This is a genomic window from Afipia sp. GW822-FHT04G07 (assembly GCF_058800765.1).
This window is the reverse complement of sequence record NZ_JBXAMP010000001.1, coordinates 1904437-1929914: the sequence shown is the minus strand read 5'-3', so window position 1 is coordinate 1929914 and position 25478 is coordinate 1904437. Positions and strand designations below refer to the sequence as shown.

Sequence of the window (25478 nt, the reverse complement as noted above, 5' to 3'; positions counted from 1 at the left end):
AATTAACTGAATTTGTTTGATTTTTCGATGCGGTCCCGACGGTTTCGGGAGCGAAAGGTGAGTGAAAAGTGCCAGGTCGGCAGCAACCAGTCCGGTTGTGGGACCATCGCTGGCGCGCGCCGCAATGGTGCGCGCTGCCGGTGTGCTGCCTGCTGATCCTGTTGCACCCGGCAGCGGCCGCTGCTCAGACGCTGACCCGCGACATGATGAACCCGACGCAGGATGGATTCGCGCCGCGCGACCAGTCGGCGCTGCGCCGGACGGCGCAGAACGCCGGCGATCAAGACCCCAACGCAAGTCCCAAAGCGTCGTCGCGTATCGGCGCGATTCCGACTTACGGGATTCCGGCAGCGTCTGGCGCATCCGACAGCGGATTCGATTCACTCAATCGTATTCGCAGGAAGCCGAAACTCTATCCCGGTGCGCCGAAGCCGAAGTTCGTCGGTCCCGGCAATCCAGCGCCGTCCGTATCCAGAGCGAGGGGCGCGGCGCCGGTGTCGCCGTCGGTCGCCGGCACTTTTCCCGGCCAGCCGCCGCGCCGCCGCCTGAAGCCCGATGACGATCCGTTCGCCAATGTCGGCTTCCACACCGGCTCGTTTCTGACCAAGGCCGCGGTCGAGGTCTGGGGCGGATACAACACCAATCCCGGCCGCATGAACGAGCCCAAGGGCTCGGCGTTCTATACGGTTGCGCCCGAACTCCTCATCGCGTCGGACTGGGAACAGCATTCGCTGATCGCCGATCTGCGCGGCTCGTTCACCGGCTACGGCACCACGTTTCCTCCGCTCGCGACCGGACCGTCGCCGGTGCCGACCAGCATCGACACGCCGGCCTTCGACGGCAAGATCCGCGGTCGCGTCGATGCCACACGCGACACCCGCATCAACACCGAACTGCGGATGCGCGTCTTCACTGACAACCCCGGATCGCCGAACATTCAGGCGGGCCTTTCGCAATATCCGCTGGCGACGACCATCGGCGGCACCGCCGGCGTCGAACATGATTTCAATCGTCTTCAGGTTTCCGTCGCGGGCCTCGCGGATCGCACGACCTACCAGCAATCAAAGCTCACCGACAACACGACCTCCAGCAACGACGACCGCAATTTCAACCAGTTCGGCTTGCTCTCGCGCGTCAGCTACGACCTGATGCCGGGGGTGAAGCCGTTTGGAGAAGTCTCCATCGACACGCGCAAGCATGACGTGGCGGCGGATCGTTCGGGTTATCTGCGCGATTCGAACGGCGGCTACGTCAAGGCCGGTTCGACGTTCGAGTTCTCCCGGCTGCTGACCGGCGAGGCCGCCGTCGGCTATTCGCTGCGGACCTATCAGGATCCGCGTCTCACCGACATGAAAGGCCTGCTGACCAGCGCGTCGCTGATCTGGACCGCGACGGGACTCACCACGGTGACGCTCGCCGCCACATCATCGATTGACGAGACCACGTTGCCCGGTGTGTCGGGCGTGATCTCCCGCGATTACTCGCTCCAGGTCGATCATGCGTTTCGCCGCTGGCTGATCGGCACAGCGAAAGCCGGCACCGGAACGTCGGACTATGACGGCACGCGCTTCGACAAGCGCTACTTTGTGGAAGGCGATCTCGTTTACAAACTGTCGCGCACGTTCCACATCAAGGGGCAGGTGCGTCACGATTGGCTGGAGAGTTCGATCTCCGGGGCGAACTCCGCTGCGACTGTGGTGATGCTCGGCATCCGCGTGCAGCGCTGAGGCGCGCCTCGTCCTTCGCCATGCACGGTCTGCTTGCGGCATCCATTTTTCGGTCTGAATAAACTGGCGTGGATAAACGGGATAAGCCCGCATGGCGCTCGCGAGGCGATTGACAGATTGCGAACGATAAGAACAAATAGGGAACGTATTCTGATCTGCCGACTCGCTTCTGAAGCGGGCATCACCACGGAGAGCAGCCATGTTCAGACCGGCAACGCAAACCCAGATCGATGACTACGACCGCGCGGTGGACAGCGTGATCGCAACTTGCGGCGGCGACATCCGCGGCGCGCTCAAGGCGCTTCTCATCGCCAACGAGTTTCTGGAGGAAGAGTTGAGGCGGGCGGTGGGGGAGTCCCCGGAAGATTCCATACCGCAGCGGAATGTTGCGTAGAATCTCCCCGCCCGTCATGGCCGGGCTTGGCCCGGCCATCCACGTGTTTCCTTTGACCTTGCAAGCAAGACATGGATCACCGGTCAAGCCCGGTGATGACGACCGCGTATGTTGAGTCGTTGTGTGCTATCTCGCGCGCCACACGTCTACTTCATCAATTCCTTCGCCACGGCCATGTACATCGGCAGCGAGACCGGATCGTTGGCGGCGTTGGCGGCCATCGGATGCGAGGCATAGCGCACGATCACCATTTCGGCGGTCGGATCGACATAGATGCTCTGGCCGTAGATGCCGCGCGCCGTGTAGGCGTTGTGCTCGTTGTGGGTGATCCACCACATGTCGCGATAGGACCAACCCTTCAGCAGCGTATAACCGGCCTTGGCGAAGTCCTCCTTCTTGCCGCCCTGTGTCACGTCGGCGACGGCGGCTTCAGGAATGACCTGCTGTCCGTTGAACTTGCCTTTATTGCGCATCATTTCGCCGAAACGCGCGAGGTCGCGCAGCGCGGTGTTGTATCCGCCGCCGCCGGATTCGGTGCCGACGCTGTCGACCATGAAGTAGCCGTCCTGCTCGGCGCCGAGCTTCGACCAGATTTCCGACGACAACAGCGCCGCCAGAGACTGGCCTGAGGCGCGCTTGACGATCCAGGCCAGCACTTCGGCGTTCGCCGTCTTGTAAGCGAAGGCCTGTCCGTGCTCGCCTTCCTTGTTCAGCTTGACGAGGAAGTCGTAGAAACTGCGCGGCCCCTGATAACCGGGCGCGATCGGCATCATGCCGCCGGCGCGGGCGTAGTCGAACACCTCGGCGTTCGGATCGGAATAGTTTTCCGAGAACTTCACGCCGATGGTCATGTCCATCACTTGGCGCACGGTGGCGTCGCCATAGGCCGTGTCCTTCAGTTCGGGCACATACTTCGTGACGGGGGCTGCGGGATCGAGCTTGCCGTTGGCCGCGAGCACCGCCGCCAGCGTGCCGACGAACGACTTCGTCACCGAGAACGCGATGTGTGGCAGTTGCGGGCTGCCTTCACCGAAATACTTTTCATAAACGACCTTGCCCTTGTGGAGCACGAGAATGCCGTCGGTGTAGGTCAGTTGCAGCGCGTCGTTGAGGGTGATCGGCTTACCGTCCATCGTTGTGATGGCGACGGCGCCGAGATCGCGCTCGGCGCGCGGCAGCGGCACCACAGGTCCTTCGCCGCGAGAGACGGCGGCGGTCGGCACGAGTTCGCGGAAGTGGCTGAACGACCAGCGCGTGTTCGGGAAACGTGACGACGAGCCATCGATAAAGCGGATGGTCTTGTCCGGCGGGGGCGGAAAGCCCTGCATCATGCCGAGCGTCTTCGGATCGGTCTGCGCTGCGGTTGGAAGCGGCTGGGTTGTCTGCGCATCTGCGGTGAAGTTCGACAGCATGGTCATTCCGATGCAGGTGAACGCTGTGCAGGCGATTGTGCGCGTGATGCGATGGGTCATGAATTTCCTCACTACGGTTTTTGCGCCTTCGTTTCAGCGAAGTTGTGGAAAGCCTATCCGAGCACCTTTCGGCAGGCCAGCGCCGATTGTGAGAAAACAATCACGCCGCGTTGTTTTGCGAGGGCATGAAGCTGGCATGAAAAAAGCCGCCGGGCGACGCCGGCGGCTTTGCAATCAAAAGGCGGAGAATTACGGGCAGGGATAGCGGTTGCCGTCGTTGTTCAGGTACGTGCCCGAGCGCGGATCGTAGGAGCGGTAGCGCTGCGAACAGTAGGCCGCGTTCTGCTGGGCCTGCGCCGACGATGCCGCGATCGCGCCGCCGATGATCGCACCCGCCGCAAGGCCGATGCCGACGCCCGCGGCGGTCCCACCGTAACCGCGATGACGATGGCCGTAATATCCGCGATGGCCATAGCCGCGGCGGTAGTACTGCACATTCTCGACATTGCTCGAGGCGGCTACGCCGGACAGGACCATGTTGGTCATCAGCGGCGCGGCAGATGCGGGCGCCGAGAGAGCGAACGTTGTGGCACCGGCAAGCAGCGCTGCGGCGAGAAGTTTTGCTGTTCGCATGTGTATTCCTTTTTTCAGTTTCTGGAAAATGGCTGCAGGCGGATGGAACTAGCATTCGCGCTGCGAAACGCTAAGACAATGCCATAGCTGACATGAAATGCCGATTAATAATCCGTATCAAATATGACGATATTGTGCGGTCGATAATGCCGCAGGCTATTCTTCGCGCTCGCGAACAGCGCGGCGATCCTTCACGACGCCGATAGTGACGCCCATGCGCTCGATCCTGGCGATGACTTTGCCCGCGAGCGTGCGGTCGCAGTTCATGTGCGTCGGTGCGATGTAGAAATCCGCGAGACGCCAGTCATACATCCTCAGCCATTGCAGGTTCGGCCGCGCGTACTCTTCATAGGAAACGCGCTCGCCGCAAACGGCGACGCGATAGACGTTGGTCTTCGCGGTCGCAGGCTCGGTGCGGTCGAGGAAGTCGTGCAGTTCCTCGACGGCCTCGGGCATGATGTTGACCCAGTAGTCGGTCACGAACCGTCGCGACGCGCCTTCCAGTCCGCCGACAAACTGGTTGTAGTAGAGATATTCGTAGGGGTGCAGGTGATACAGCTTGCCCGCCGTCCATGTGTATCCCGTGGCGACGACCGCGAGCCAGACGATCATGGTGCTGCGATGCAGCCGCGCTAGCGCGCCGATCGAGGTGCTGATGCCGACGCCGGCCAGAATCGCGATCGGCGGAAACACAAACAGGAAATGGCGGCAGCCGTCGAGCGCGGGTCCTTCCGTGATGACTTGACACGCCACCGGAAAAATCGCGGCGAACGCAATCAGCCCCAGTTCGCGGCGGCGCATGCCGCGAAGGCCGCCGGCGCGTGCCGGCAGCACGATCAGCGCCAGCGCCAGAAGAGCCCCGCCAAGTGTCAGCAGCGGCAGCCGGATCGCGATATAGGTCGGCACGTAATAGCGCGGAACGTCCGCCATCTCGTAGACCTTGCCGAACAGGATCGTGCGGATGTGATAGTGAAACTCGCTGAATGACAGGAGCCCGCGGACCGGATTGAGCGGCGACAGCGCCGCCCACGGCCATGCCGCGATCATGATGACATAGGCGATCACGAAGGCAGGCAGTAACCACAGCGCCGATGTCATCGCGAATTGCGCGCGCGCCTGCCAGTGACCGATCACGGGACGTGGCAGATTGATCAGGACGGCGAAGCCGGCATACCCAACCAGCAGCAGGCTGAGCGACCTGATGCCCAGCGCGGCGCCGGTCATCACACCGAAGCCGATGATGTCGCGGATACGGGGCGTTGGCAGATCGCGCGTGGCGCGGATCAGGAAATACATCGCACCGGCCATGAAGGAGGCCATCGGAATTCCCTTGGTGTGATTGTACATCCCGCCGTACCACGAGCCGCACAGCGCCAGCGCGACGATAGTGAAGAAAGCCGCGCGGGGCCCGGCGATCAGCCGCGCGGTCGCCGCTGCAGCACCGATGCCGCCGATTCCGATCAGCGCGCACAGCAGATGACGCAGCTCATACTGGTCGACCGGCAGGATCTGGCCCAGTCCCAGCGCTGCGATATCGAACAGGCCGCCGTAAAGATAAAGATTGTCGAGCTTGAACAGCGACTGGTCGGTGAAGCCGCTCTTGTAATACGCGACGATCAGCTCGCCATACTGGTGCTGCAAACCCTCGTCGTTGGAAATCGCGTAGTTCTGAAACGTCCAGACAGCGAGAATGAGAAGCGTGGCCAGCGCGGTCCATGAGGCGAGGTCGAAGACACTCCGCTCGCTGAGCCAGCGGACCGATCGCTTCAGCCGTTCGCTGGCGCCAGCGACGTCGCGGCCGGAAACATCCAGCCCCCCTGTGACGAAATCGGCCATCCCCCGGCGTTCCTCAGCCCGCTTTTGCGGAATACATGCGCCATGCCCCCACGGCGAAGCCGGCGTCTGCCGCCGGCTTGGAATGACCATAGGTGTGAAAAAGGCACTTGCTCAAGAAAATTGCATTTTGCGGTGCGATAACGGGCGTCAGCAAAAGGTATTAAACGACCACCGTTAACCGTTTCGCGGCGCGGGTAATGCCGGTGTAGAGCCAACGGGCGCGGCTGTCCTGAAAGGCGAAGCTTTCGTCGAACAGCACGACGTCATTCCATTGCGAGCCCTGCGACTTGTGCACGGTCAGCACGTAGCCATAGTCGAATTCGTCGTAGGGGCGCCGCTGCTCCCACGGGATATCCTCGATACCTCCCCCGAAGCAGTCCGCGCGCACCGAAACCTTGGTGACCTTTGCGCCGCTGAGGTCCTCATCGGGCGAAAGTCTCATCGTGATGATTTTCGATTTCGACGCCGCGCGCGATTTCACCCGCCACAGCCCGCCGTTGAACAGCACCTTCTTGCGATTGTTGCGCAGGCACACCAGCTTGTCGCCGGCCACCGGCAACGGATCTTCGATGTTCTGCTTTTGCCGCACACGCATGTTGTAGGCGCGGCGTGTGTTGTTGCGGCCGACCAGAACCTGATCGGCGCTCATCACCCGATCGGGGTCGAGCGCGTCGCGCCGCACCACTTCGCTGTCGCCGAAGGTGCCGAGATCGAGCGAGCGGCCCTCGCGCACCGCCATCGACATCCGCACGATGGGATCGTCCTGCGCCTGACGATGGACCTCGGTCAGCATCGCGTCGGGTTCGGCATCGGTAAAGAAGCCGCCGCCCTGGATCGGCGGCAGCTGCGCCGGATCGCCCAGCACAAGCAGCGGACAATCGAACGACATCAGATCGCGGCCCAATTCAGCATCGACCATCGAGCATTCGTCGATGACGATCAGCTTGGCCTTGGACGCCGGCGCGTCGTCCCACAACTCGAAGCTCGGCTGCTCCTCTCCGGATTCGCGGGTCCGGTAGATCAGCGAATGAATCGTCGAGGCGTTGTCGCAGCCCTTGTTGCGCATCACCAGCGCGGCCTTGCCGGTGAACGCCGCGAACTTCACCGCGCCGTCGACGCCGTCGGCGATATGCCGCGCCAGCGTGGTCTTCCCGGTGCCGGCATAGCCGAACAGCCGGAACACCGGCGGCGTGCTGCCTTTTCCCGGCTTGGCCTTGAGCCAGTCGGCGACGGCGCGGAGCGCCTGATCCTGATGCGGCGTGAAGGTGGTCATGAAGGCGGTCGAATGATCTTTAATCGAGAGAAAGTGAGGCGAGAAAGCGTGCGCAGCATCGCCGGGCGCCAGATGTGCATAGCTGACTCGCGGTTGTCACGATGGCAAATAATGCGGTCAGCCGTGACGAAACATCCGTCGCAATCGCCGCCGCTTCTCATATATGGTTCGGGCGGCATTATCCAACGCCTCAGGTTTTGCAGGTCTTTCGCATATGGAACGGCTCTTTCTTCAGATCGCCACGGCGGTCAGTGCGCTGGTGCTGCTCGGGATCGGCGCTTCGGGCGTGATGCTCGGCGTGCAGTTCCTGCACGGGGCCGGCACGATCACGGTCGACAACTACTTCCGTTTTCTCTCCGGCGTGATCGCCGCCATCGGCGTCGTGTTTTTGATCTCGGTCCCTCATGTGGAACGCTATCGCGAGCGGTTCGCGATTCTGACCTTTGCGATTGTGGTGGGTGGTTTTGCCCATCTCTATTCCGTTTCGCTTCATGGCATTCCGAGCATCGGCACGCTGTTCGGCCTGTTCATGGAACTGGTCTACGCGCCGCTGCTGTGGCTGCTGCAACGGCATGTCGCGAGGCGCGCGGCGCTGCATCCGCACTGAGATCGAAGTGGACCGCGCATCGTGACCCTTCTCAAGCGTCTCGTCATTTCCGTCGTCCTGCTGTTCATCCTCGTGGTGTTCGGACTGTTCGCGTTCAATTTTTACCGCCAGTACACATCCGGGGACGACCCCGACGCCAGGCCGCCGGTGATCTATGAACGTTCCAACAGGCCATCGCGCGCCTGATGCGCTGCGAAGCCGTTGCGCGGGCGGACGGTGTCTTTATAAATTGCAGCCAAGACGTCCGGGGAGAACCCGGCGATGAGGGTGTCCCTCATGAAACAATAAAAACGGGGAGACGCCGTCATGAGTGCATCATTCGATTATACGCCGCTGCTGGCCGCAGGTTTGCCGCCCGCCGCGGCGAAATGGACCGGTTTCCCCAAATACAACTTCGTCGGCGGCAACAACGATGCCGATCAGGTGCCGGTCGATCGGCTGCTGGCAGCATCGGCCGCGGTGCTGACGCGCGAGGGCGCGACGCTTGCGACCTACGGCCTGAACAGCGGCCCGCTCGGCTATCGTCCGCTGCGCGAGTTTCTGGTGGGCAAGCTCAAGCGCGACGCCGGCATTGACTGCACCGCGGATGAAATTCTCATTACGTCCGGATCATTGCAGGGGCTCGATCTCGTCAACGGCATTCTCACGTCGCCCGGCGATACGGTGCTGATCGAGCAGGAATGTTATCAGGGATCGATCACACGGCTGACGCGGCGCGGCGTCAACATCGTCGGCATTCCGCTCGATCACGACGGGATGCGGACCGACGCTGTCGCGACAGCGCTCGCTGAGCTCAAGGCCAAAGGCATCCGCCCGAAATATATCTACATCATTCCGACGGTGCAAAATCCCACCGGCACCATCATGAGCGAGCAGCGTCGCGCCGAGCTGCTGAAGCTGTCGGACGAGTACGGCGTTCCGATCTTCGAGGACGATTGCTACGCGGACCTGATCTGGAACGGTCAGCGCCCGCCCGCGCTCTACGCCATGAGCCAGACCAGCAATGTCATTCATATCGGCTCGTTCTCGAAATCCGTCGCGCCCGCGCTGCGCGTTGGTTACATCGTCGCGCCTTGGGCCGTGCTGTCGCGCATTTTGAGCATCAAGACCGACGCGGGGTCCGGCGCGCTGGAGCAGATGGTGCTGGCGGAATTCTGCGCGGCGCATTTCGACGATCACGTGCCGAAGCTGACGCGCGGTTTGCGCCTCAAGCTGGAGGCGATGATGGAGGCGCTGGCCGAACAGTTCGGCACCGCGGCCGAGTTCGACGATCCGCGCGGCGGGATATTTCTGTGGGTCAAGCTGCCGGATAACGTCGATACGATGAAGCTGTATCAGGCTGCACAGGCCGCCGGCATCGCGATCAATCCCGGCACCGAGTGGTCCGTTAACGCCGCGCACAGCCAAAGCCGGTTGCGGCTGTGTTTCGCCAGTCCGTCGGTGCAGGACATTCGCGACGGCGTCGCCGCACTGGCCGAGGTGTGTCGCCGCGAGTTCGGCGTACCCAGCCGCAGCGCGAACGTCGAGCGCAAGGCGTCCATCTAAAAGAAAACGCCAGCGCGTCGCGCTGGCGTTCATCAAGACCAGTAGGCGAAGATCAGGCCGCGGCCACGCCCCGCATTTCGCCCGAACCTGGCGGCGGGATCGGCTGGCCGTCGTCGGCATACTCGTTGAGCTTGTTGCGCAGCGTGCGGATCGAGATGCCGAGAATGTTCGCCGCATGGGTGCGGTTGCCGAGGCAATGCTTCAGTGTCTCGAGGATCAGGTCGCGTTCGACGTCCGCTACGGTGCGTCCGACCAGCGCGCGCGTCACCTGCTCGGCGGCGAAGGTTGCATGGGCCACAGCGGGCGGCGTCTTGGTGATATCGAGCCGGTCGCCATCGGGCGAGAGAATGGCGTCCGCGCCGATCTCGTCGCCGCTCGCCATCAGCACCGCACGGTGCATGGTGTTTTCCAACTCGCGGACGTTACCCTGCCAGCGGTTGGTGGTCAGCACGCGGCGCGCGTCCGCCGAGATCGGGCGCAATGCAACGCCATTGGCGTCCGCATATTTTTTGGCGAAATGCTGCGCCAGTTCGAGAATGTCGGCGGGGCGGTCGCGCAGCGCCGGAATTTTCAGGTTCACGACGTTCAAACGAAACAGCAGATCTTCGCGGAATTTTCCTTCGCGCACGGCGTCGGCGAGGTTGCGGTTCGATGTCGCGATGATGCGGATATCGACCGGCACCGGGCGGGTGCCGCCGACGCGGTCGATGACGCGCTCCTGAATCGCGCGCAGCAGCTTGGATTGCAGCCGCACATCCATCTCGGAGACTTCGTCCAGCAACAGCGTGCCGCCGGTGGCTTCCTCGAATTTGCCGATGCGGCGTGCGATCGCGCCGGTGAACGAGCCCTTCTCGTGGCCGAACAGTTCAGACTCCAGGAGATGCTCCGGGATCGCGGCGCAGTTGATCGAGATGAACGGCTTGCGCGCGCGGCTCGAGCGGGTGTGGACATAACGCGCCAGCACTTCCTTGCCGGTGCCGGATTCGCCGGTGATCATTACCGACGCATCGGAGCCCGCGATCTGCTGAGCGAGCTTGACCACCTTGGCCATCGCGTCGTCGCGGTAAATCAGGTCGCGCGAGTCGTTGGCGACGGCCGCAAGCACCGCGGCGATCAGTTCGGGATCGGGCGGCAGCGGGATGTATTCCTTCGCGCCGGCGTGGATGGCCGCGACCGCGGCCCGTGCATCAGTGGTGATGCCGCAGGCGACGATGGGAACGTGGATGTGTTCGGCCTCCAACCGGATCACCAGGTCGCGGATGTCGAGGGCGACATCGACCAGCATCAGGTCGGCGCCCTTGCCGCCGCGCACCACGCGCATCGCCTGGTCGCTATCCTCGGCGTGGGTCACCGTCGCGCCATTGTCCATGGCGATCTTGGTGGCGGTGGTGAGCTGGCCTTTGAGTGTGCCAACGATGAGAAGCCGCATGGTGTTCTCCTGTTATCGTGCCCGCGTCATTCCCGGCGCGGGTTGTCAGATTGGTTAGGCGCGTTCCGCCTTGATGATTTCGGTCATGGTGACGCCAAGCTTGTCCTCGACGAGAACGACTTCGCCGCGCGCCACCAGCCGGTTGTTGACGTAGATGTCGATGGCCTCGCCGACGCGACGATCCAGCTCGAGCACAGTGCCCGGCCCGAGCTTCAACAGGTTGGCGACATCCATCTTGGAGCGGCCGAGCACGGCAGACACCTGAACCGGAACATCGAACACCGCTTCGAGGTCGGCGGCGATGCGTCCGGCGTGATCGTCGTCGTCGTAAAAACTCTGATCGTCGAGGACGGGCGGCGCATCCGCGGCATTCAGTTCGGGAAGCGGGACGTTGTTGTTATCTGTGTCGCTCATGGTCGATCCTCATGGCCGGAGATGCCGGCCTGATTGCGGGACGCCAAATAGCGGCCCACGAGTTCGTTGATTTTCGTTTCGATCGCTGCGCGGTCGAGCGTCACGCCGCCGTCGGCCCATTCGATCTTGCAGTCGGCGGAAGCGATGTCGGGCTCGGCGAGAATGACAAGCCGTCCTTCGAAGCCGCTCCGCTTGGCGAGTTGCTCGATCTTTTCGCGTGCGGCGTCGTAAAGCGCATCGTTGATCCGCACCACGATGTGTGGGGTCGAGGTCAGGTGCCGGAAACAGTCGCTGACCAGCGCCATGATCTCGGTGAGCGGTTCGGCCGCCATCAATTCGGTGCAGAGTTTGCGGGCCACCGCGAGTGCGACGTCCACCGCCTCGGTTTCCATCCGCTCTTCGATGGTCGAGAAGCGGCCGGCAATGGCCTTGGTTGCGATGCCGATTTCCTCCAGCGCCAGCGCCATGCGGCGGTCGCTCTCCGCCTTGGCCTCGTGCCGCGCCGCCTCAAACCCCGCGCGATAGCCGCGCGCTTCGGCGTCCGCGAGCCGCTGGGCTGCTTCGACCGCGGATGCGGCGCGCTCCTGCGCGGTTTCCTTCACCGGCTCGGGTGCGGCGAAGTCGAGATCGAACAGGAATTTTGCGGGTGCGCCCATCAGTACACCAACTCGTCGTCGGCGCGGTTTTTCTGCAGCATGATTTCGCCCTTGGCCGCGAGATCCTTGGCGAGATTGACCAGCAGCGCCTGCGCCTCATCGACATCGCGCAGCCGCACGGGACCCGCCGCGGCCATGTCGTCCAGCAGCATCTTGCCGGCGCGGCTCGACATGTTGCCCATGAAGAAGTCGCGCACGCTTTCGTTGGCGCCCTTCAGCGCGATACCGAGCTTGTCCTTGTCGACATGGCGCATCAGCGTCTGCGCCGAGCCGGAATCCAGCTTTACGAGGTCGTCGAAGGTGAACATCAGCGCCTTGATGCGCTCGGCGGCTTCGCGATTGTCTTCCTCGAGCGAGGTAATGAAACGGGTTTCGGTCTGGCGGTCGAAATTGTTGAAGATTTCCGCCATCACCTCATGGGCGTCGCGGCGGCGGGTCTGCGACAGGTTCGACATGAATTCGATGCGCAGCGTCTGCTCGACGCGCTCGATGACTTCCTTCTGCACCGCTTCCATCCGCAACATGCGGTTGACGACGTCGAGCGCCATCTCCTCGGGCAGGATCGCCAGCACGCGCGCGGCATGTTCCGGCTTCAGCTTCGACAGCACGACGGCGATGGTCTGCGGATACTCGTTCTTGAGGTAGTTGGCGAGAACCTCTTCCTGGACGTTGGAAAGCTTTTCCCACATGTTGCGGCCGGCCGGCCCGCGGATCTCATCCATGATGCCGTGGACCCGGTCCGACGGCAGATACTGCTGCAGCAGCCGTTCGGTGGCGTCGAAATTGCCCATCAGCGCGCCGGAGGCCGACATGCGCGAGACGAATTCGAGCATCAGGTCTTCGACGACATCGGCTTCGACTGTGCCAAGCGACGACATCACCATCGAGAGCTCGCGCACTTCGTCGTCGTCCAGCATGGACCAGATTTTCCCGCCGTACTGTTCGCCGAGCGCGAGCATCATGATGGCGGCGCGCTTCGGTCCGGACATCGGCGCGGTTTTCGCACGGCCGTTCTGACGGGTCGCCAGCGTCGCGACAACACCTGCGATGTCGCTGGTGTTGGCGTTTTGAACGTTGGTCGTGAGCGCGGGTGTCGTTGCCATATCTGATCAAGCCGGTTCGGAAAGCCACTGACGAATAATGGAGGCGGTTTCGGTCGGGTTGCGGTCGGCCAGTTCGCCGACGCGGTGGACGGACTGGGCGTGGACCTGACCCTGGACCTGGGCGACATCGATCATCTGTGCGGTCGCGGCGTTGGCGATCTGCTGCTGCGACGGGGCCGGCGGAGCTTCCGGCAGGGCCGGGAGCGGGGCGGCAAGGGCAGCGGCCGCATCGGCGGCGAGCACGCGCTTGAGCAGCGGGCGCACCACCATGAACACGACGATGACGCCGAGGATCAGCATCACGCCCAGCTCGACGAAGTACATGATGTCGTCCTTGGTGAACTGGAACATGCCGAGAAAGCCCTTGGGGGCTTCGGTCGGGATTACCGACGGCGATTCCGCGAATTTCAGGTTGACGACCTGGACCTGATCGCCGCGCTTCTCGTCGAAGCCGATGGCGGAGCGCACCAGCGTGCCGATCATTTCGAGGTCTTCCTTCGGGCGTGCCGCGTAGACGACTTCGCCCTTCTCGTTCTTGCTGTAGCTGCCATCGACCAGCACGGCGACCGAGATGCGGTTGACGCGGCCGGCTTCGGTCACTTCGGTCTTGGTGACGCGGGAAATCTCGTAATTGTTGATTTCCTCGCTCTTCTTGCTCTGGTCTTTCGCGGTGGCGGCGCCGCCGCCCTGTCCCTGGCCGCCGGGCAGTTCATTGTTGACGGTGACCTGACCGTCATTGGCGTTCGCGGTGGCGGCCGACTCTTCGCGCGACTGGCTGGAGCGCAGCACGCGGCCTTCGGGATCGAACTTGTCCGAGGTCTGGGTGATCTTGTTGTAGTCGAAGTCCGCCGAAAGCTGGACCCGGGCGCGACCTGAGCCCACCACCGACGAGACGATGGTTTCGACCTGATCGCGCATGCGCTTCTCGAACGACGCACGGCGTTCGTCGCCGCTGCCGTCGCCGGTGGTGTCGCCGGATGCGCCGTTGGCCAGCAATTGCCCGGCTTCGTCGACGATGGAGACTCGCTGCGCCTTCATGCCGTTGACGGCAGAGGCCACGATATGGCGGATAGCGCGGACCTGCTGCGGCTCCAGCGCGCCGCGGACGCGCAGCACGATGGAAGCTGAAGGCTCAGGCGTTTCGCGCGAAAACAGCGGCCGTTCCGGTAGCACCAGATGGACCCGCGCCGCCTGGATGCGGTCGATGGCCTTGATGGTGCGCGCCAGTTCGCCTTCCAGCGCGCGCAGATGATTGATGTTCTGGACGAAGCTGGTGGAGCCGAGTGCGTCGGATTTATCGAAAATCTCGTAACCGATGCCGCCGCCCTTGGGCAGGCCGCCTTCGGCGAGCTTCATGCGCAGCCGGGTGACCTTGTCCTTCGGCACCATGATGACGGCGCCTTCGTTCTTCAGGTCGTAGGCAATGCCCTGGCGGTCCAGATCCTTGATGATCGCCGAGGAGTCTTCGTAGCTGAGGTCGGTAAAGAGCGTCGTCATCGGCGGGGTGGTGACCCGCATGATGACGAAGCCGAAGAATCCGACGAGGGCGAGCGTGACGGCGGCCATAGCCGCCATTCGTGCCGCACCCAGACCTTTCAGGAAGGAAAACAGACCCTGCAACGACCCAGCCCCACAGATTCGGTACCGCGCACCGACTGGGCAGAATTTGCCTAGGTATGGTTTCCATATGGTTAACGCCGGTTAACGGCTGGGGAGAAAAAGTGAAAATGCCGAAAACCGGCTTCTTTTATGAAGCCGGTTTTCAGAAAATTGCGATGAAATGGACGGCGAGAGCGCCGAAAGGCTTATTGGCGGTACTGCTGGATGCGGGTGGTGCGCAATCCGGCCAGGCCGTGCTGGTCGATGGAGAACTGCCAGGACAGGAATTCGTCGACAGTCAGGGTATAACGGCTGCAGGCTTCCTCGAGGGACAAGAGGCCGCCGCGAACGGCTGCCACAACCTCGGCCTTACGGCGGATAACCCACCGTTTGGTACCGGGCGCCGGGAGATCCGCGATCGTCAGCGGACTGCCATCTGGCCCGATGACGTACTTTACCCTCGGGCGGTGGGGTTCTGTCATGGTGTACTCACAAACTCGAAACAACTGAACTCGTGGGAACAAGGTACCCCCGTCGGCTTAAAATTTGCCTAAGCCCAAGCCTCCAATACGATTCTCCTTGGATTTGCCCAAAACGGGGCAAGCCGGCCCCCAAGAGGGACCGGCTTGCCGGACGACAAAATTGTGCTTGAAAGCATGCCGCGCTGGCGCGGCTGTCACATTATCTACGTGGCGGCGCCGGCAGCCACGACCCGCTTGATCTGATCGAGCGTGTAATTCTTTCCGCCGATCGACAGCAGCGCCGGGCTCGCGGTCAGATCGACGGAGTCGACCTTGCCCTGGATTTCGGTGGAGATCGCGACATCCTTGCCGTTGGTGTCCTTCGCGGTGACCGTCATCTTGTAATCACCTACCGGCCACGAGGCGCCGTCATTGCCCTTGCCGTCCCAAACGAAGCTGGAGTTTCCGGAGCCGATGGCGAAGCTGCCGGAGTAGGCGGTCTGGCCCGCTGAATTCGTGATGGTGATGGTGGCGCTCGAGTTCGACGGCGCGCTGAAATTCCAGGTCGCATTGCCGTCGAAGCGCGCGGTGCTGCCGTCAACGGCAACGGTCTGCCCGACGAATACCAGTGCCTGGGTCGATTGCGCGGTCTTTTCGATATTGACCAGCGACTCGAGCTGGCTGTTGGACTTCAGTTGCTGCTCGACCTGCGCGAACTGCACAAGCTGCTGGGTGAACTGATTGGTATCCAGCGGGTCGAGCGGGTTCTGGTTCTGCAACTGCGTGGTCAGCAGCATCAGAAAGGACTGAAAATTATCCGCGATGCCGGTCGTGCTGCTGCTGGAGCTGCTCGAACTCGAGCTGCTGCTGGAAGAGCTCGCCGCGGGCGCCGATGTCGGCATTGTCCCAATGGTCGCTGCATCAACCGCCATGATCGTCTCCTCAAATCCTGATGTCGACGCCGCTGCTCGATCCGAGCATGCGGCCGTAAGTCCGTCCTGCGACCTGCGCAGGCACTGTGTCTTCTTCGGCGATCATGACGCGCTGGGAATTGCGGCCCGATCCGTTGTCGTTGTTCTGACCCGACGACGACTGATCGCGCAGGCTGAACTGCAATCCGCTGTCGCCGGTTTTCAGGCCTGCGTCTTCCAGCGCCTGCTGCAACTGCGGCGCATCCCGGCGCAGCATGTCCAGTGTCGCAGGCCGCTCCACTGTCAGGTGCGACGTGACGTTACCGTGCTTGTCCACGTCGAGCCGAACGTCGATCCGGCCGAGTTCGGCGGGATCCAGACGAATCTCGAAGCGGCTGCTGCCGCCGGCCGCGCGCAGCGCGATATCGACCGCAAGTCCGTTCAGCGGGACTGGCATTCCGGCTGCAAGCGGCGCTGCCGGCATGGGGATTGCCGTGAGATTGGCGGCGTGGACCTGCGCCACCGATTGAACGGCGACAGGTGACTGCAAGCCGGGATCGGGCTGCGCGACCTGCAACGGTGCGGGCGCGGAGGAGGCGCGCTGCTCGCTTTGCGGCGTGTGCTTCGCGGTGCGTTCCGATGATTCGCTTTTTTCAGCGGTGCCGGTGTCCGTGGCGGCCTTGTCGTGCTCCGCCGGTTTGTCGTCAGCGGTCGCCGTGCCGTTTTCCGACGTGATGGCGTGATCCGACACGGGTTTGGCCGATACATCGGCCGCCTGCTTGCTGTCCTTGGCAGGCGCGGGCTCGCCATCCTTCGCCAGGATTTCGGTCTTGCCGCTGTCCGACTTGATAACCTGAGCAGCAGCAGAGATCGTCGCAGCGGAGGTTTCCGGCGCGGCGGTCTCGATTGCGGGAGTTGTCTCGGTCTTGACGGCGGCGCCGGTGGTTGCGGTCTCTGCAGCCTCAACTGCCTGTGCCGCCGATGCGTCGGCTGGCGCAGCAGTGACGGCAGAGGCGCTGGCGATGGCAGCGGTTGCTGCAATGGTTGTTGCGGACGCCGTATCGTCAACGGCTGGAGCGGTCGCAGCGATCACGACCGCGACCGGGTCGGTCACGATGGCAGGGATTACCGCCGTAACAGCTACAGTGGCAGCGCTAGCGGCTGCGGTTGTGTCGCCATCCTGTGGCTTGTCGTCGGTCTTGGCATCGCCGGACGCGGACTTGGTCTTGCCGGGCTTGTTGCCGGCGGCGGTCGCGTCGGTTGGCGTGGAGGAATCGGCGTCCTGCTTGGAGGCGCTGGACTCGTTATTCGAGGGTGTGGTGGAGGCATCGGCCTGCGGCCGGTCATTGCCCGGCGCAGGCGTATCGCTCCCGCGCACATCGCGGCGCGGCGCATCGGTGGCCGGACGAGCCGCGCGGTTGGTGTCGGAGGCTGCCGCAGCGTTGCTGTCGACCAGAGCGGAAAAGCCGTCCGAAGGCGGCTGCTCGGCGCGCGGCTGCTTCGCCTGCGAACCGTAGGTGGAGTTGGAGACGGCTGGTTCCGGGGTGACGCTGAACACGGGCGGCCTTTCAAATTGCTGCTCATCTGATTGAGCAAGGACCGGGCCACCGGGAGCGAAAGAAAATATATATATTTTTCAAATAGTTATTTGGTATTCGTGTCGCCAGATCGGGGCGCAGGACCGGGGGCTTTCTGCCCGGCGGCAAGATTTTCCCCATGCCGCGCCGTGGGTTTCATTGGAATAGATCAACGCGGGCTGCGATTGCCTCGTGGTGGGTCGGACTATAAGTAAAGTGCGATCCGGGCGATGACCGGATGCGGGGGCCGCGCCCCCGGAACAAAAGATCGGCCGCACCATGCTCAACAGCCTCGACCTCGAAGGTCGCCCGGAAGACACCCGGGTCGTCGTCGCCATGTCCGGCGGCGTCGATTCCTCGGCGACGGCTGCGCTGCTGAAGGCCGAAGGCTACGACGTGGTCGGCATTACCCTGCAGCTTTACGATCATGGCGCGGCGACCCACCGCAAGGGTGCCTGCTGCGCCGGTCAGGACATTCACGACGCACGCGATGTCGCCGCGCGCCTCGGCATTCCGCATTATGTGCTGGATTATGAGAGCCGCTTCCGCGAGTCGGTGATCGAGAGCTTTGCCGAAAGCTACGTCCACGGCGAGACTCCCGTGCCCTGCATCGAATGCAACCGCTCGATCAAGTTCCGCGATCTGCTGACCACGGCGCGCGACCTCGGCGCGAAGGCGCTGGCCACCGGACATTATGTCGCCTCGCGGCGTCTTGCCGATGGATCGCGTTCGCTGGTCTGCGCCGCCGATGCCGACCGCGATCAAAGCTATTTTCTGTTCGCCACCACGCAGGACCAACTGGCCGACGTGCGGTTTCCGCTCGGCGACATGACCAAGGCGCAGACGCGCGAACTGGCGCGCCGGTTCGGTCTGTCGGTGGCCGACAAGCACGACAGCCAGGACATCTGTTTTGTGCCGACCGGGCGCTACACTGACGTGATCGAGCGGCTGAAGCCGAACGCGATGGAGCCCGGCGACATCGTCGATCTCGATGGCCAGGTGCTCGGCCGCCATCAGGGCATTGTCGGTTTCACCATCGGCCAGCGCCGCGGCCTCGGCATCGCGGCGAGCGCGCCGCTGTATGTCGTTCACCTCGATGCGGCAACGCGCCGCGTGGTGGTCGGTCCACGCGAGGCACTCAACGTCCGCCGGATACTGCTGCGCGACATCAACTGGATCGGCGACGGTGAACTGGATCGCGCGGTCGGCGATGGCCTCGAGATGTTCGTCAAGGTGCGCTCCACCCGCGCGCCGCAGCCGGCGTGGCTGCGCCGCGTCGGTGATGCTTATGAAGTCGAACTCGTCGATGGCGAGGAGGGCGTGTCGCCGGGACAGGCCTGCGTGTTCTACGATGCCCCTGCGGGACAGGCGCGTGTTCTTGGCGGCGGGTTCATCAGCGCCGCTCCGCGCATGATTCGGCCCGCGCCGGGCCTGCGCGAAGCTCTTGCCGGATAACCTCTGATCCTCCAAGAATAAGAAGGCTTTCCGGCGCGGATCGTGCTGGAACAAGAACAAGTATTGCGTAACAGGGCGGGGACATGACCAACGACATCGATCGGGCCGGAGTGGCGAAGGCCTACGCCGCGTGGGCGCCGGTCTACGACATGGTGTTCGGCAAGGTGTTCGACGAAGGCCGCAAGTCGACGATTGCGGTGGCCGACGCCATCGGCGGCCGCGTGCTCGATGTCGGCGTCGGCACCGGACTGTCGCTGTCGGATTATTCGCGCACCACGAAGCTGCACGGCGTGGACATTTCCGAACCGATGCTGCGCAAGGCGCAGGAGCGCGTGCGCGCACAAAACCTCACCAATGTCGAAACGCTATCGGTGATGGACGCGAAAAATCTCGCATTTCCGGACGGCGCGTTCGATGCGGTGGTGGCGCAATACGTCATCACGGCGGTGCCGGACCCGGAGGCCACGCTCGACGATTTCATGCGTGTGCTGAAGCCCGGCGGCGAACTCATTCTGGTCAATCACATCGGCGCCGAAAGCGGACCGCGCAAGATTTTTGAACTGGCCTTCGCGCCGCTGGCGCGGCGGCTCGGCTGGCGTCCGGAGTTTCCGTGGCAGCGGCTGGTGAACTGGGCCACCCAACATGGCGGCGTGACGCTGGTGGAGCGGCGGCCGATGGCCCCGATGGGACATTTCTCGCTGATCCGTTACAGGAAAGATTGAACTTCAGCAGGTCGTTGACGTCCGGGATGGACGTTATTTCGCGCCGTCGTTGCCTTCGCCCTCGCGATGCCCCATCGGGCCGCGGCCCAGCACACCGTAATCGCTGGATTTTGTGCCATTGCCCGTCACGACCTCAGCCGAGGCCAGCCCGAACTTGAGAAGTTCGCGCACGGCGGCGGCCCGCGTCGGCATCCGGTGCTTGAACCGAAAATCATCGATCGCGGACAATTCTTCAGGTGACAGCATGATTTGCAGGCGCTCCCCGCGCAAATCGTTCATTTTTTCCTCCTGTCAGGTGGTCCGGAGCGCTCCCGGGCAAGTCAGTTTCGGCAAGTCAGGTTCGGGTGAGTAAACTACTCAATTCACTCATGGGCCCCAAGTTCCCCATCTTCCGCGGAAGTCGCCAAATTAGTAAAAAACTCTTTTATTTTCAATAAGTTATGAGTTGTGTTGGAGTTATTCTGGTGTATCGTCCATTCGGGGGTTGGGTCTTTTCAGAATGGATATTTCGATGGTCAACAACACCTCCGCAGAACTTCGCGAATGGGCCGCCCGGTGCGAGGACGGGGCAGCTGCCACAAGCGACGAAAACGAGCGCGCGTCATTGCTTCGGAAATGCGAGGCGTTGCGCGCTTTGGCCGATCAGGAAGACTGGCTGACGGGCCAACCGGCCGACGCTTCGCGGGCGAATGGTGCGGTTTTTCCTGCGTCGAACCGGCAGCAGGCGGCAGAGTAGGCCGTCTCGCGCCTTGGTTTTTCGGCCTGCGACCCGCCGGCGCCTGGGTCAAAACAGCCAATAATATCCCCTCATTTCCTTGTATTTCCGGTCCTTTGGGGCTAAGAACCCGCCACGTCCGCGGCCCCCGCACCCCTGGAGGCTTGTCGCGGCGTGAAACCGGGCCGCTTTGCGGCCCTTCACTTTTCAAGACTCAAGGAACTGAACAATGGCGACCGTCAAGGAATTGAAGGCGACCGCTCGTCCGAAGGCCGGCAAGGGGGCCGCTCGGGCTGAACGTCGCGCTGGCCGTATCCCGGCAGTGATCTATGGCAACAACCAGCCCCCGCTGACCATCTCGCTCGACGACGCAGAACTGCGTCTGCGCATCAATGCGGGACGTTTCCTCACCACGATTCACGACATCGAACTCGACGGCAAGAAGCACCGCGTGATTCCGCGCGACTTCAGCCTCGATCCGGTTCGCGACTTCCCGCTTCACGTGGATTTCCTGCGCCTCGGCGAAGGTGCGAAAATCCGCGTCAGCGTTCCGCTGCACGTTCTCAACGCGGAAACCGCACCTGGCGTGAAGCGCGGTGGCACGGTCAACATCGTGACCCACACCATCGATCTCGAAGTGCCTGCGGATAACATCCCGCAGTACCTCGAAGCCGACGTCGGCAAGCTCGACATCTCGGGCTCGCTGCACATCACCGACATCAAGCTGCCTGCGAACGTCAAGCTGCTCACGCGCGACGACGCGACGCTGGTCACCATCGTTCCGCCGTCGGGCTACGCCGAAGAGCAGAAGGCGGCTGCGGCTGCTGCTGCCGGTGGTGCTGCGCCTGCGGCCGGCGCTGCGCCTGCAGCTGGTGCTGCGGCTCCTGCTGCTGCCGGTGCGAAAGCGCCTGCGGCTGGTGGCAAGGCTCCTGCCGCTGCTGCGGCAAAGCCTGCTGCCGACAAGAAGAAGTAAGCGGCCAAGAGAACCCGCGCCATGCGCCTGTTCGTCGGACTGGGAAATCCCGGCGCGAAGTATCAGGGCAACCGGCACAATATCGGGTTCATGGTCGTCGACGAGATCGCGCGGCGTCACGGATTTGGTCCGTGGCGCCGTCGCTTTCAGGGCGAGACCTCCGAAGGCCATCTCGGCTCCGGGCGCGTCATTCTGCTGAAGCCCACGACTTACATGAACGAGTCGGGCAACGCGGTCGGCGAAGCAACGAAGTTCTTCAAGATGGGCGTCGGCGACATCACGGTGTTTCACGACGAGATCGAACTGCCGCCCGCGAAGCTGCGGGTCAAGATCGGCGGCGGTATTGCGGGGCATAACGGGTTGCGCTCGATCTCAGCGCATGTCGGCAACGATTATCGTCGCGTGCGGCTCGGCGTCGGGCATCCCGGCGTCAAGGATTTGGTGCATCAGCACGTTTTGTCCGATTTCGCCAAAAGCGAAATGCCTTGGGTCAGCGCGCTGTGCGAAGCGGTCGCCGACAACGCGGCGTTTATCGTCACCGGGCAGGACGCGTCGTTTGCAAACAAGGTGCATCTTGCGATGGATGCAAAAGGTTTCACATCGAAGGACGACGGCAGCGCAAAGTAATTCGCGCATCGTCCGGAAAATTCAGGGCAGGTTATGGGTTTCAAATGCGGCATCGTCGGACTGCCCAATGTCGGCAAGTCCACACTGTTCAACGCGCTGACGGAAACGGCGGCGGCGCAGGCGGCGAACTATCCGTTCTGTACCATTGAGCCGAATGTCGGCGCTGTCGCGGTGCCGGACCCGCGGCTCGATCAGCTGTCGGCGATCGCGAAATCGCAGCAGATCATTCCGACGCAACTGACCTTCGTGGACATCGCGGGTCTGGTGCGCGGCGCGTCGAAAGGCGAGGGCCTCGGCAACCAGTTTCTCGCGACCATCCGCGAGGTCGATGCGGTGGCGCATGTGGTGCGCTGCTTCGAGGATTCCGACATTACGCATGTCGAGGGCAAGATCGCGCCGCTGGCCGACATCGAGACCATCGAAACCGAACTGATGCTGGCTGATCTCGACAGCCTCGAGAAGCGCGTCGACAACCTTTCCAAGAAGGCCAAGGGCAACGACAAGGACGCCAAGGAGCAGCTCGAACTGGTCGAGCGCTCGCTGAAGCTGCTGCGCGACGGCAAGCCGGCGCGGTTTCTCGAGCGCAAGCCCGAGGAGGAGCGCGCGTTCCGGATGCTCGGGCTGCTGACCTCGAAGCCTGTTCTCTACGTCTGCAACGTCGAGGAAGGCGCAGCCGCCACCGGCAATGCGTTCTCGCAGGCTGTGTTCGAGCACGCGAAAAAGGAAGGCGCCGTCGCGGTTGCGATTTCCGCCAAGATCGAATCCGAGATCGCGACGCTGTCACGCGAGGAGCGCGTCGACTTCCTTGACACTCTGGGACTGGAAGAGGCCGGCCTCGATCGGCTGATCCGCGCCGGTTACGAGCTGCTGCATCTCATTACGTATTTCACGGTCGGCCCCAAGGAAGCCCGCGCCTGGACCATTACCAAGGGCACCAAGGCGCCTGCGGCAGCGGGCGTGATCCATACCGACTTCGAGAAGGGCTTTATCCGCGCCGAAACCATCGCCTATGCGGATTACATCGCGAACGGCGGTGAGTCCGGCGCGCGTGACACCGGCAAGCTGCGGCTGGAAGGCAAGGAATATGTCGTCGCCGATGGCGACGTGATGCACTTCCGGTTCAATACGTAAGCGTATTCTCTCGCAGTTATTAACGTGTGTCATTGCCGGGCTTAGGCCCGGCAATCCATCTTTCCGAGACCTATTTTTAGATGGATGCGCGGGTCAAGCCCGCGCATGACGATCCCATAGAGGGCGGCTCACGCGCCCGTCTCTCTACTTTCGTTCAAAGCTGTCGTTCGCGCTCGCGGCCTTGATCGCGGATCGCGCCGAGATGCTCGTTGATCCGGAAGATGATCAGGATCAGTTCCGCGCTGATGCGCGAGAAAATAATTCCCACGACGATTCCCGCCAATGCCGACAGGAGCTGGATGAAGCCGCCGAACGGGCTGACCGCCATCAGCGTCAGCGCGGAGAAGACGCCTGCAATGCCGAACAGGATAATCAGCGCGATCACCAGCCAGTAGAATGCCTTGATGATGGTGGGCGATATGAACCTGTCCCACTGGAAGAGATCCTGGAATTGAAACATGGGCTTTTCTCCAGATGAGCCGCGAGGTGGAGGGCGGCAAGCGAACGATCGCATGAGCGACCGGCGCGCCGCCGGGACAATGACGAATCAGCGATGGCTGAATCGCCCGGATGCCGCCGGTTGTCGCATATCGCCTGAAAAGGCGAAAGACGACGCGAAACGGATGGCTTGAGGTGTCTCGAAATAACGGCCAAACTGCGTCTAATTCTGACGCGTTTTCTTCACGCGAACCGGTATCCACTTCGCTGGAAAACGCTCGGCCCACAACGCGATCGAGATGATGAAACTCACATTCGAAGACTTCAAGCCCGGCCATTTCGGCACATTCGGACCGCACCACGTCTCCCGGGAAGATATTATTTCATTCGCCTCCGAGTTCGATCCCCAGCCCATGCACCTCGACGAGGAGGCTGCGAATCGATCCATGCTCAAGGGCTTATCGGGATCGGGCTGGCATATGTGCGCGCTCCTGATGCGAATCTGCTGGGACGGCTTCATTCACAACATCGCATCCGCCGGTGCGCCGGGGGTCGATGAAGTGCGGTGGGTTTCGCCGCTGCGGCCCGGCGACGATCTCACGGTGCTGGTCGATGTGGTTAGCACCCGCGAATCCAGAAGCCGTCCGGACGTCGGCTTCGTTCATATCAAGAACGATATGCGCAACGCGTCGGGACAGACGCTGATGCTTGCAACGCTTCCCCTGATGGTGATGCGGCGCGCCGCGGCCGGCGCGAGCTAAGGACCGACATGCCCTATTTCGAAGACATCACCATCGGCGATCGCCGCGAAACGGGATCGTTCACGTTCACTGCGGAGAATATCAAGGCGTTCGCCGCGAAGTTCGATCCGCAACCTTTTCACCTCGACGAGGAAGCGGGGCGCAAGTCGGTGTTCGGCGGTCTCGCGGCGTCGGGCTGGCATGTCGCCGCGGCCAACATGAAACTGCTGGTGGCGAACTTCAAGCGCGAGGCCGAGGAAGCTATAGCGCGCGGCGAGAAGCCGGTCGTGTCCGGACCGTCGCCGGGTTTCCGCGAGTTGAAATGGCTCAGGCCGGTTCTCGCGGGCGATACGGTGACCTATGCGTCGGAAGTCATTGCCAAGCGGACGCTGGACTCGCGGCCTGAGTGGGGGCTCGCCAGTTTCATGAACACCGGCACCAATCAGCGCGGCGAACTTGCGTTCTCGTTTATTGCACAGGGCTTCATTCTGCGGCGGCCGGTCAAGGGCGGCTAAAGCGTGACACAAAAAAAACGCCGCCACTCCCGAGGGAGAGGCGGCGTTAGTCCAGGGAGGTTGCCCAAGGGCGATCACGCCCCAGAGAATAAATTCGTTCAGTCCTGGCGCGGTTCGGGAGCCGAGCGTTTCCACTGCGCCAGATTGTCCGCGATCATCCGCGTCGATTTCATCGCGGTCTGGCCGAGCTGAGCGTAGCCGGCAAGCTCGCGCTGGATGCGCTGACCTTCATTGTGCATCAGTGTGCGAAGACCTTCGAGCTCCGCAATCAGCGTCTCGATCTCGCTGAGCGATGCACCGGCGACGCGATGGATCAGCGTGTTGACGTTGCTGACGGCCGCATCGGCGGAGGCATCCGCAGGCGCATCCGCGCCCGGCGCGGCCGGCGTCCTGCGAAGATAGGCGACGTCCTTGCGGACGAAGTCGCGAATTCCTGCCTCGACTTCGGAAACGGCTGCGAGGTTCTTGTCTTCATCCATCAGTTCGGTTTTCTCTGCTTGCGCATTCATCGGCTGTTCCTTGTTTCGCTGGTTGGAGCGAGCGCGGATGTCCCCCGCACGACGAGTTAGCGGTACATCAGTCCAG

The 25478-nt window shown here is 62.7% G+C and carries 28 protein-coding genes; 13 read left to right on the top strand and 15 right to left on the bottom strand.

The genetic code is table 11. The annotated features are described in order from the left end of the window. Positions 1-68: 68 nt before the first annotated feature. Together AC1RKJ_RS09455 and AC1RKJ_RS09450 are read left to right on the top strand one after the other, a co-directional pair. Entirely contained in the window at positions 69-1727 is a 1659-nt protein-coding gene (locus tag AC1RKJ_RS09455; protein WP_492790808.1) for an outer membrane beta-barrel protein, read from the top strand. A gap of 199 nt (positions 1728-1926) precedes the next feature. Further along, entirely contained in the window at positions 1927-2121 is a 195-nt protein-coding gene (locus AC1RKJ_RS09450; RefSeq protein WP_492790807.1) for a hypothetical protein, read from the top strand. Positions 2122-2267: 146 nt separating this feature from the next. On the opposite strand, the gene AC1RKJ_RS09445 is transcribed toward AC1RKJ_RS09450, so the two are convergent. The 4 genes from AC1RKJ_RS09445 to AC1RKJ_RS09430 all read right to left on the bottom strand — a co-directional run bounded on the left by AC1RKJ_RS09445 (position 2268) and on the right by AC1RKJ_RS09430 (position 7275). Beyond that, positions 2268-3539 (bottom strand): serine hydrolase domain-containing protein, encoded by a 1272-nt coding sequence (locus AC1RKJ_RS09445; protein ID WP_492792693.1) that lies wholly within the window; start codon positions 3537-3539, stop codon positions 2268-2270. A gap of 243 nt (positions 3540-3782) precedes the next feature. Further along, positions 3783-4166: a BA14K family protein gene (locus AC1RKJ_RS09440; protein ID WP_492790806.1), complete on the bottom strand. Its 384-nt coding sequence runs from the start codon at positions 4164-4166 to the stop codon at positions 3783-3785. Positions 4167-4322: 156 nt separating this feature from the next. Then, the gene (locus tag AC1RKJ_RS09435; protein ID WP_492790805.1) at positions 4323-6002 is read right to left on the bottom strand and encodes a glycosyltransferase family 39 protein; all 1680 of its coding nucleotides are present in this window, start codon (positions 6000-6002) and stop codon (positions 4323-4325) included. A gap of 160 nt (positions 6003-6162) precedes the next feature. Continuing rightward, complete coding sequence (locus tag AC1RKJ_RS09430; protein ID WP_492790804.1) at positions 6163-7275, bottom strand: ATP-dependent DNA helicase; 1113 nt, start codon at positions 7273-7275, stop codon at positions 6163-6165. Positions 7276-7489: 214 nt separating this feature from the next. Between AC1RKJ_RS09430 and AC1RKJ_RS09425 the strand changes: the two genes are divergently transcribed. The 3 genes from AC1RKJ_RS09425 to AC1RKJ_RS09415 all read left to right on the top strand — a co-directional run bounded on the left by AC1RKJ_RS09425 (position 7490) and on the right by AC1RKJ_RS09415 (position 9427). After that, entirely contained in the window at positions 7490-7882 is a 393-nt protein-coding gene (locus AC1RKJ_RS09425; RefSeq protein WP_492790803.1) for a DUF4345 domain-containing protein, read from the top strand. Between the two features lie 21 nt (positions 7883-7903). Continuing rightward, a complete protein-coding gene (locus AC1RKJ_RS09420; RefSeq protein ID WP_492790802.1) occupies positions 7904-8068 on the top strand; it encodes a hypothetical protein in 165 nt (54 codons plus the stop codon). 120 nt (positions 8069-8188) lie between these two features. After that, positions 8189-9427 carry an aminotransferase-like domain-containing protein gene (locus AC1RKJ_RS09415; protein WP_492790801.1) on the top strand — a complete coding sequence of 413 codons (1239 nt, stop codon included), beginning with the start codon at positions 8189-8191 and terminating at the stop codon, positions 9425-9427. A gap of 52 nt (positions 9428-9479) precedes the next feature. Here the strand turns inward: AC1RKJ_RS09415 and flbD are convergent, their stop codons facing one another. The 8 genes from flbD to AC1RKJ_RS09375 form a co-directional block, all read right to left on the bottom strand. Then, positions 9480-10856, bottom strand: coding sequence for a sigma-54-dependent transcriptional regulator FlbD (gene flbD, locus AC1RKJ_RS09410; protein WP_492790800.1), 1377 nt, complete (start codon positions 10854-10856; stop codon positions 9480-9482). 54 nt (positions 10857-10910) lie between these two features. Next, complete coding sequence (gene fliN / locus AC1RKJ_RS09405) at positions 10911-11270, bottom strand: flagellar motor switch protein FliN (protein WP_492790799.1); 360 nt, start codon at positions 11268-11270, stop codon at positions 10911-10913. Further along, on the bottom strand, positions 11267-11926 hold the full coding sequence (locus AC1RKJ_RS09400; RefSeq protein WP_492790798.1) for a FliH/SctL family protein: 660 nt from the start codon (positions 11924-11926) through the stop codon (positions 11267-11269). The genes fliN and AC1RKJ_RS09400 overlap by 4 nt, the downstream gene beginning before the upstream one ends. Next, complete coding sequence (gene fliG, locus AC1RKJ_RS09395) at positions 11926-13029, bottom strand: flagellar motor switch protein FliG (protein ID WP_492790797.1); 1104 nt, start codon at positions 13027-13029, stop codon at positions 11926-11928. The genes AC1RKJ_RS09400 and fliG overlap by 1 nt, the downstream gene beginning before the upstream one ends. 6 nt (positions 13030-13035) lie before the next feature. Continuing rightward, complete coding sequence (gene fliF / locus AC1RKJ_RS09390; RefSeq protein WP_492790796.1) at positions 13036-14649, bottom strand: flagellar basal-body MS-ring/collar protein FliF; 1614 nt, start codon at positions 14647-14649, stop codon at positions 13036-13038. A 185-nt stretch (positions 14650-14834) separates the two neighbouring features. Continuing rightward, the gene (gene sciP / locus AC1RKJ_RS09385) at positions 14835-15110 is read right to left on the bottom strand and encodes a CtrA inhibitor SciP (RefSeq protein ID WP_002714638.1); all 276 of its coding nucleotides are present in this window, start codon (positions 15108-15110) and stop codon (positions 14835-14837) included. 203 nt (positions 15111-15313) lie between these two features. Then, entirely contained in the window at positions 15314-16021 is a 708-nt protein-coding gene (locus tag AC1RKJ_RS09380) for a flagellar hook assembly protein FlgD (protein WP_492790795.1), read from the bottom strand. 10 nt (positions 16022-16031) lie between these two features. Next, positions 16032-17558, bottom strand: a complete 1527-nt coding sequence (locus AC1RKJ_RS09375) for a flagellar hook-length control protein FliK (RefSeq protein WP_492790794.1) — start codon at positions 17556-17558, stop codon at positions 16032-16034. Positions 17559-17856: 298 nt separating this feature from the next. Here AC1RKJ_RS09375 and mnmA point away from each other — a divergent pair, with 298 nt between their 5' ends. Both mnmA and AC1RKJ_RS09365 read left to right on the top strand, forming a co-directional pair. Then, positions 17857-19032 carry a tRNA 2-thiouridine(34) synthase MnmA gene (gene mnmA / locus AC1RKJ_RS09370; protein ID WP_492790793.1) on the top strand — a complete coding sequence of 392 codons (1176 nt, stop codon included), beginning with the start codon at positions 17857-17859 and terminating at the stop codon, positions 19030-19032. An 83-nt stretch (positions 19033-19115) separates the two neighbouring features. Beyond that, the gene (locus AC1RKJ_RS09365; RefSeq protein WP_492790792.1) at positions 19116-19754 is read left to right on the top strand and encodes a class I SAM-dependent methyltransferase; all 639 of its coding nucleotides are present in this window, start codon (positions 19116-19118) and stop codon (positions 19752-19754) included. A 33-nt stretch (positions 19755-19787) separates the two neighbouring features. Here the strand turns inward: AC1RKJ_RS09365 and AC1RKJ_RS09360 are convergent, their stop codons facing one another. Continuing rightward, positions 19788-20033, bottom strand: coding sequence for a hypothetical protein (locus AC1RKJ_RS09360; RefSeq protein ID WP_492790791.1), 246 nt, complete (start codon positions 20031-20033; stop codon positions 19788-19790). A gap of 220 nt (positions 20034-20253) precedes the next feature. Between AC1RKJ_RS09360 and AC1RKJ_RS09355 the strand changes: the two genes are divergently transcribed. The 4 genes from AC1RKJ_RS09355 to ychF all read left to right on the top strand — a co-directional run bounded on the left by AC1RKJ_RS09355 (position 20254) and on the right by ychF (position 23200). Beyond that, on the top strand, positions 20254-20490 hold the full coding sequence (locus tag AC1RKJ_RS09355) for a hypothetical protein (RefSeq protein WP_492790790.1): 237 nt from the start codon (positions 20254-20256) through the stop codon (positions 20488-20490). A 208-nt stretch (positions 20491-20698) separates the two neighbouring features. Then, positions 20699-21442 carry a 50S ribosomal protein L25/general stress protein Ctc gene (locus AC1RKJ_RS09350; RefSeq protein ID WP_492790788.1) on the top strand — a complete coding sequence of 248 codons (744 nt, stop codon included), beginning with the start codon at positions 20699-20701 and terminating at the stop codon, positions 21440-21442. Positions 21443-21463: 21 nt separating this feature from the next. Beyond that, on the top strand, positions 21464-22069 hold the full coding sequence (pth, locus tag AC1RKJ_RS09345; protein WP_492790787.1) for an aminoacyl-tRNA hydrolase: 606 nt from the start codon (positions 21464-21466) through the stop codon (positions 22067-22069). Positions 22070-22102: 33 nt separating this feature from the next. After that, positions 22103-23200: a redox-regulated ATPase YchF gene (gene ychF, locus AC1RKJ_RS09340; protein WP_492790786.1), complete on the top strand. Its 1098-nt coding sequence runs from the start codon at positions 22103-22105 to the stop codon at positions 23198-23200. 154 nt (positions 23201-23354) lie between these two features. On the opposite strand, the gene AC1RKJ_RS09335 is transcribed toward ychF, so the two are convergent. Beyond that, positions 23355-23660, bottom strand: a complete 306-nt coding sequence (locus AC1RKJ_RS09335) for a DUF4282 domain-containing protein (RefSeq protein WP_492790785.1) — start codon at positions 23658-23660, stop codon at positions 23355-23357. Positions 23661-23940: 280 nt separating this feature from the next. Between AC1RKJ_RS09335 and AC1RKJ_RS09330 the strand changes: the two genes are divergently transcribed. After that, a complete protein-coding gene (locus tag AC1RKJ_RS09330; RefSeq protein WP_492792692.1) occupies positions 23941-24399 on the top strand; it encodes a MaoC family dehydratase in 459 nt (152 codons plus the stop codon). An 8-nt stretch (positions 24400-24407) separates the two neighbouring features. Further along, positions 24408-24893 carry a MaoC family dehydratase gene (locus AC1RKJ_RS09325; protein ID WP_492790784.1) on the top strand — a complete coding sequence of 162 codons (486 nt, stop codon included), beginning with the start codon at positions 24408-24410 and terminating at the stop codon, positions 24891-24893. A 98-nt stretch (positions 24894-24991) separates the two neighbouring features. On the opposite strand, the gene AC1RKJ_RS09320 is transcribed toward AC1RKJ_RS09325, so the two are convergent. Further along, positions 24992-25402: a hypothetical protein gene (locus AC1RKJ_RS09320; protein ID WP_492790782.1), complete on the bottom strand. Its 411-nt coding sequence runs from the start codon at positions 25400-25402 to the stop codon at positions 24992-24994. Positions 25403-25478 lie beyond the last annotated feature (76 nt).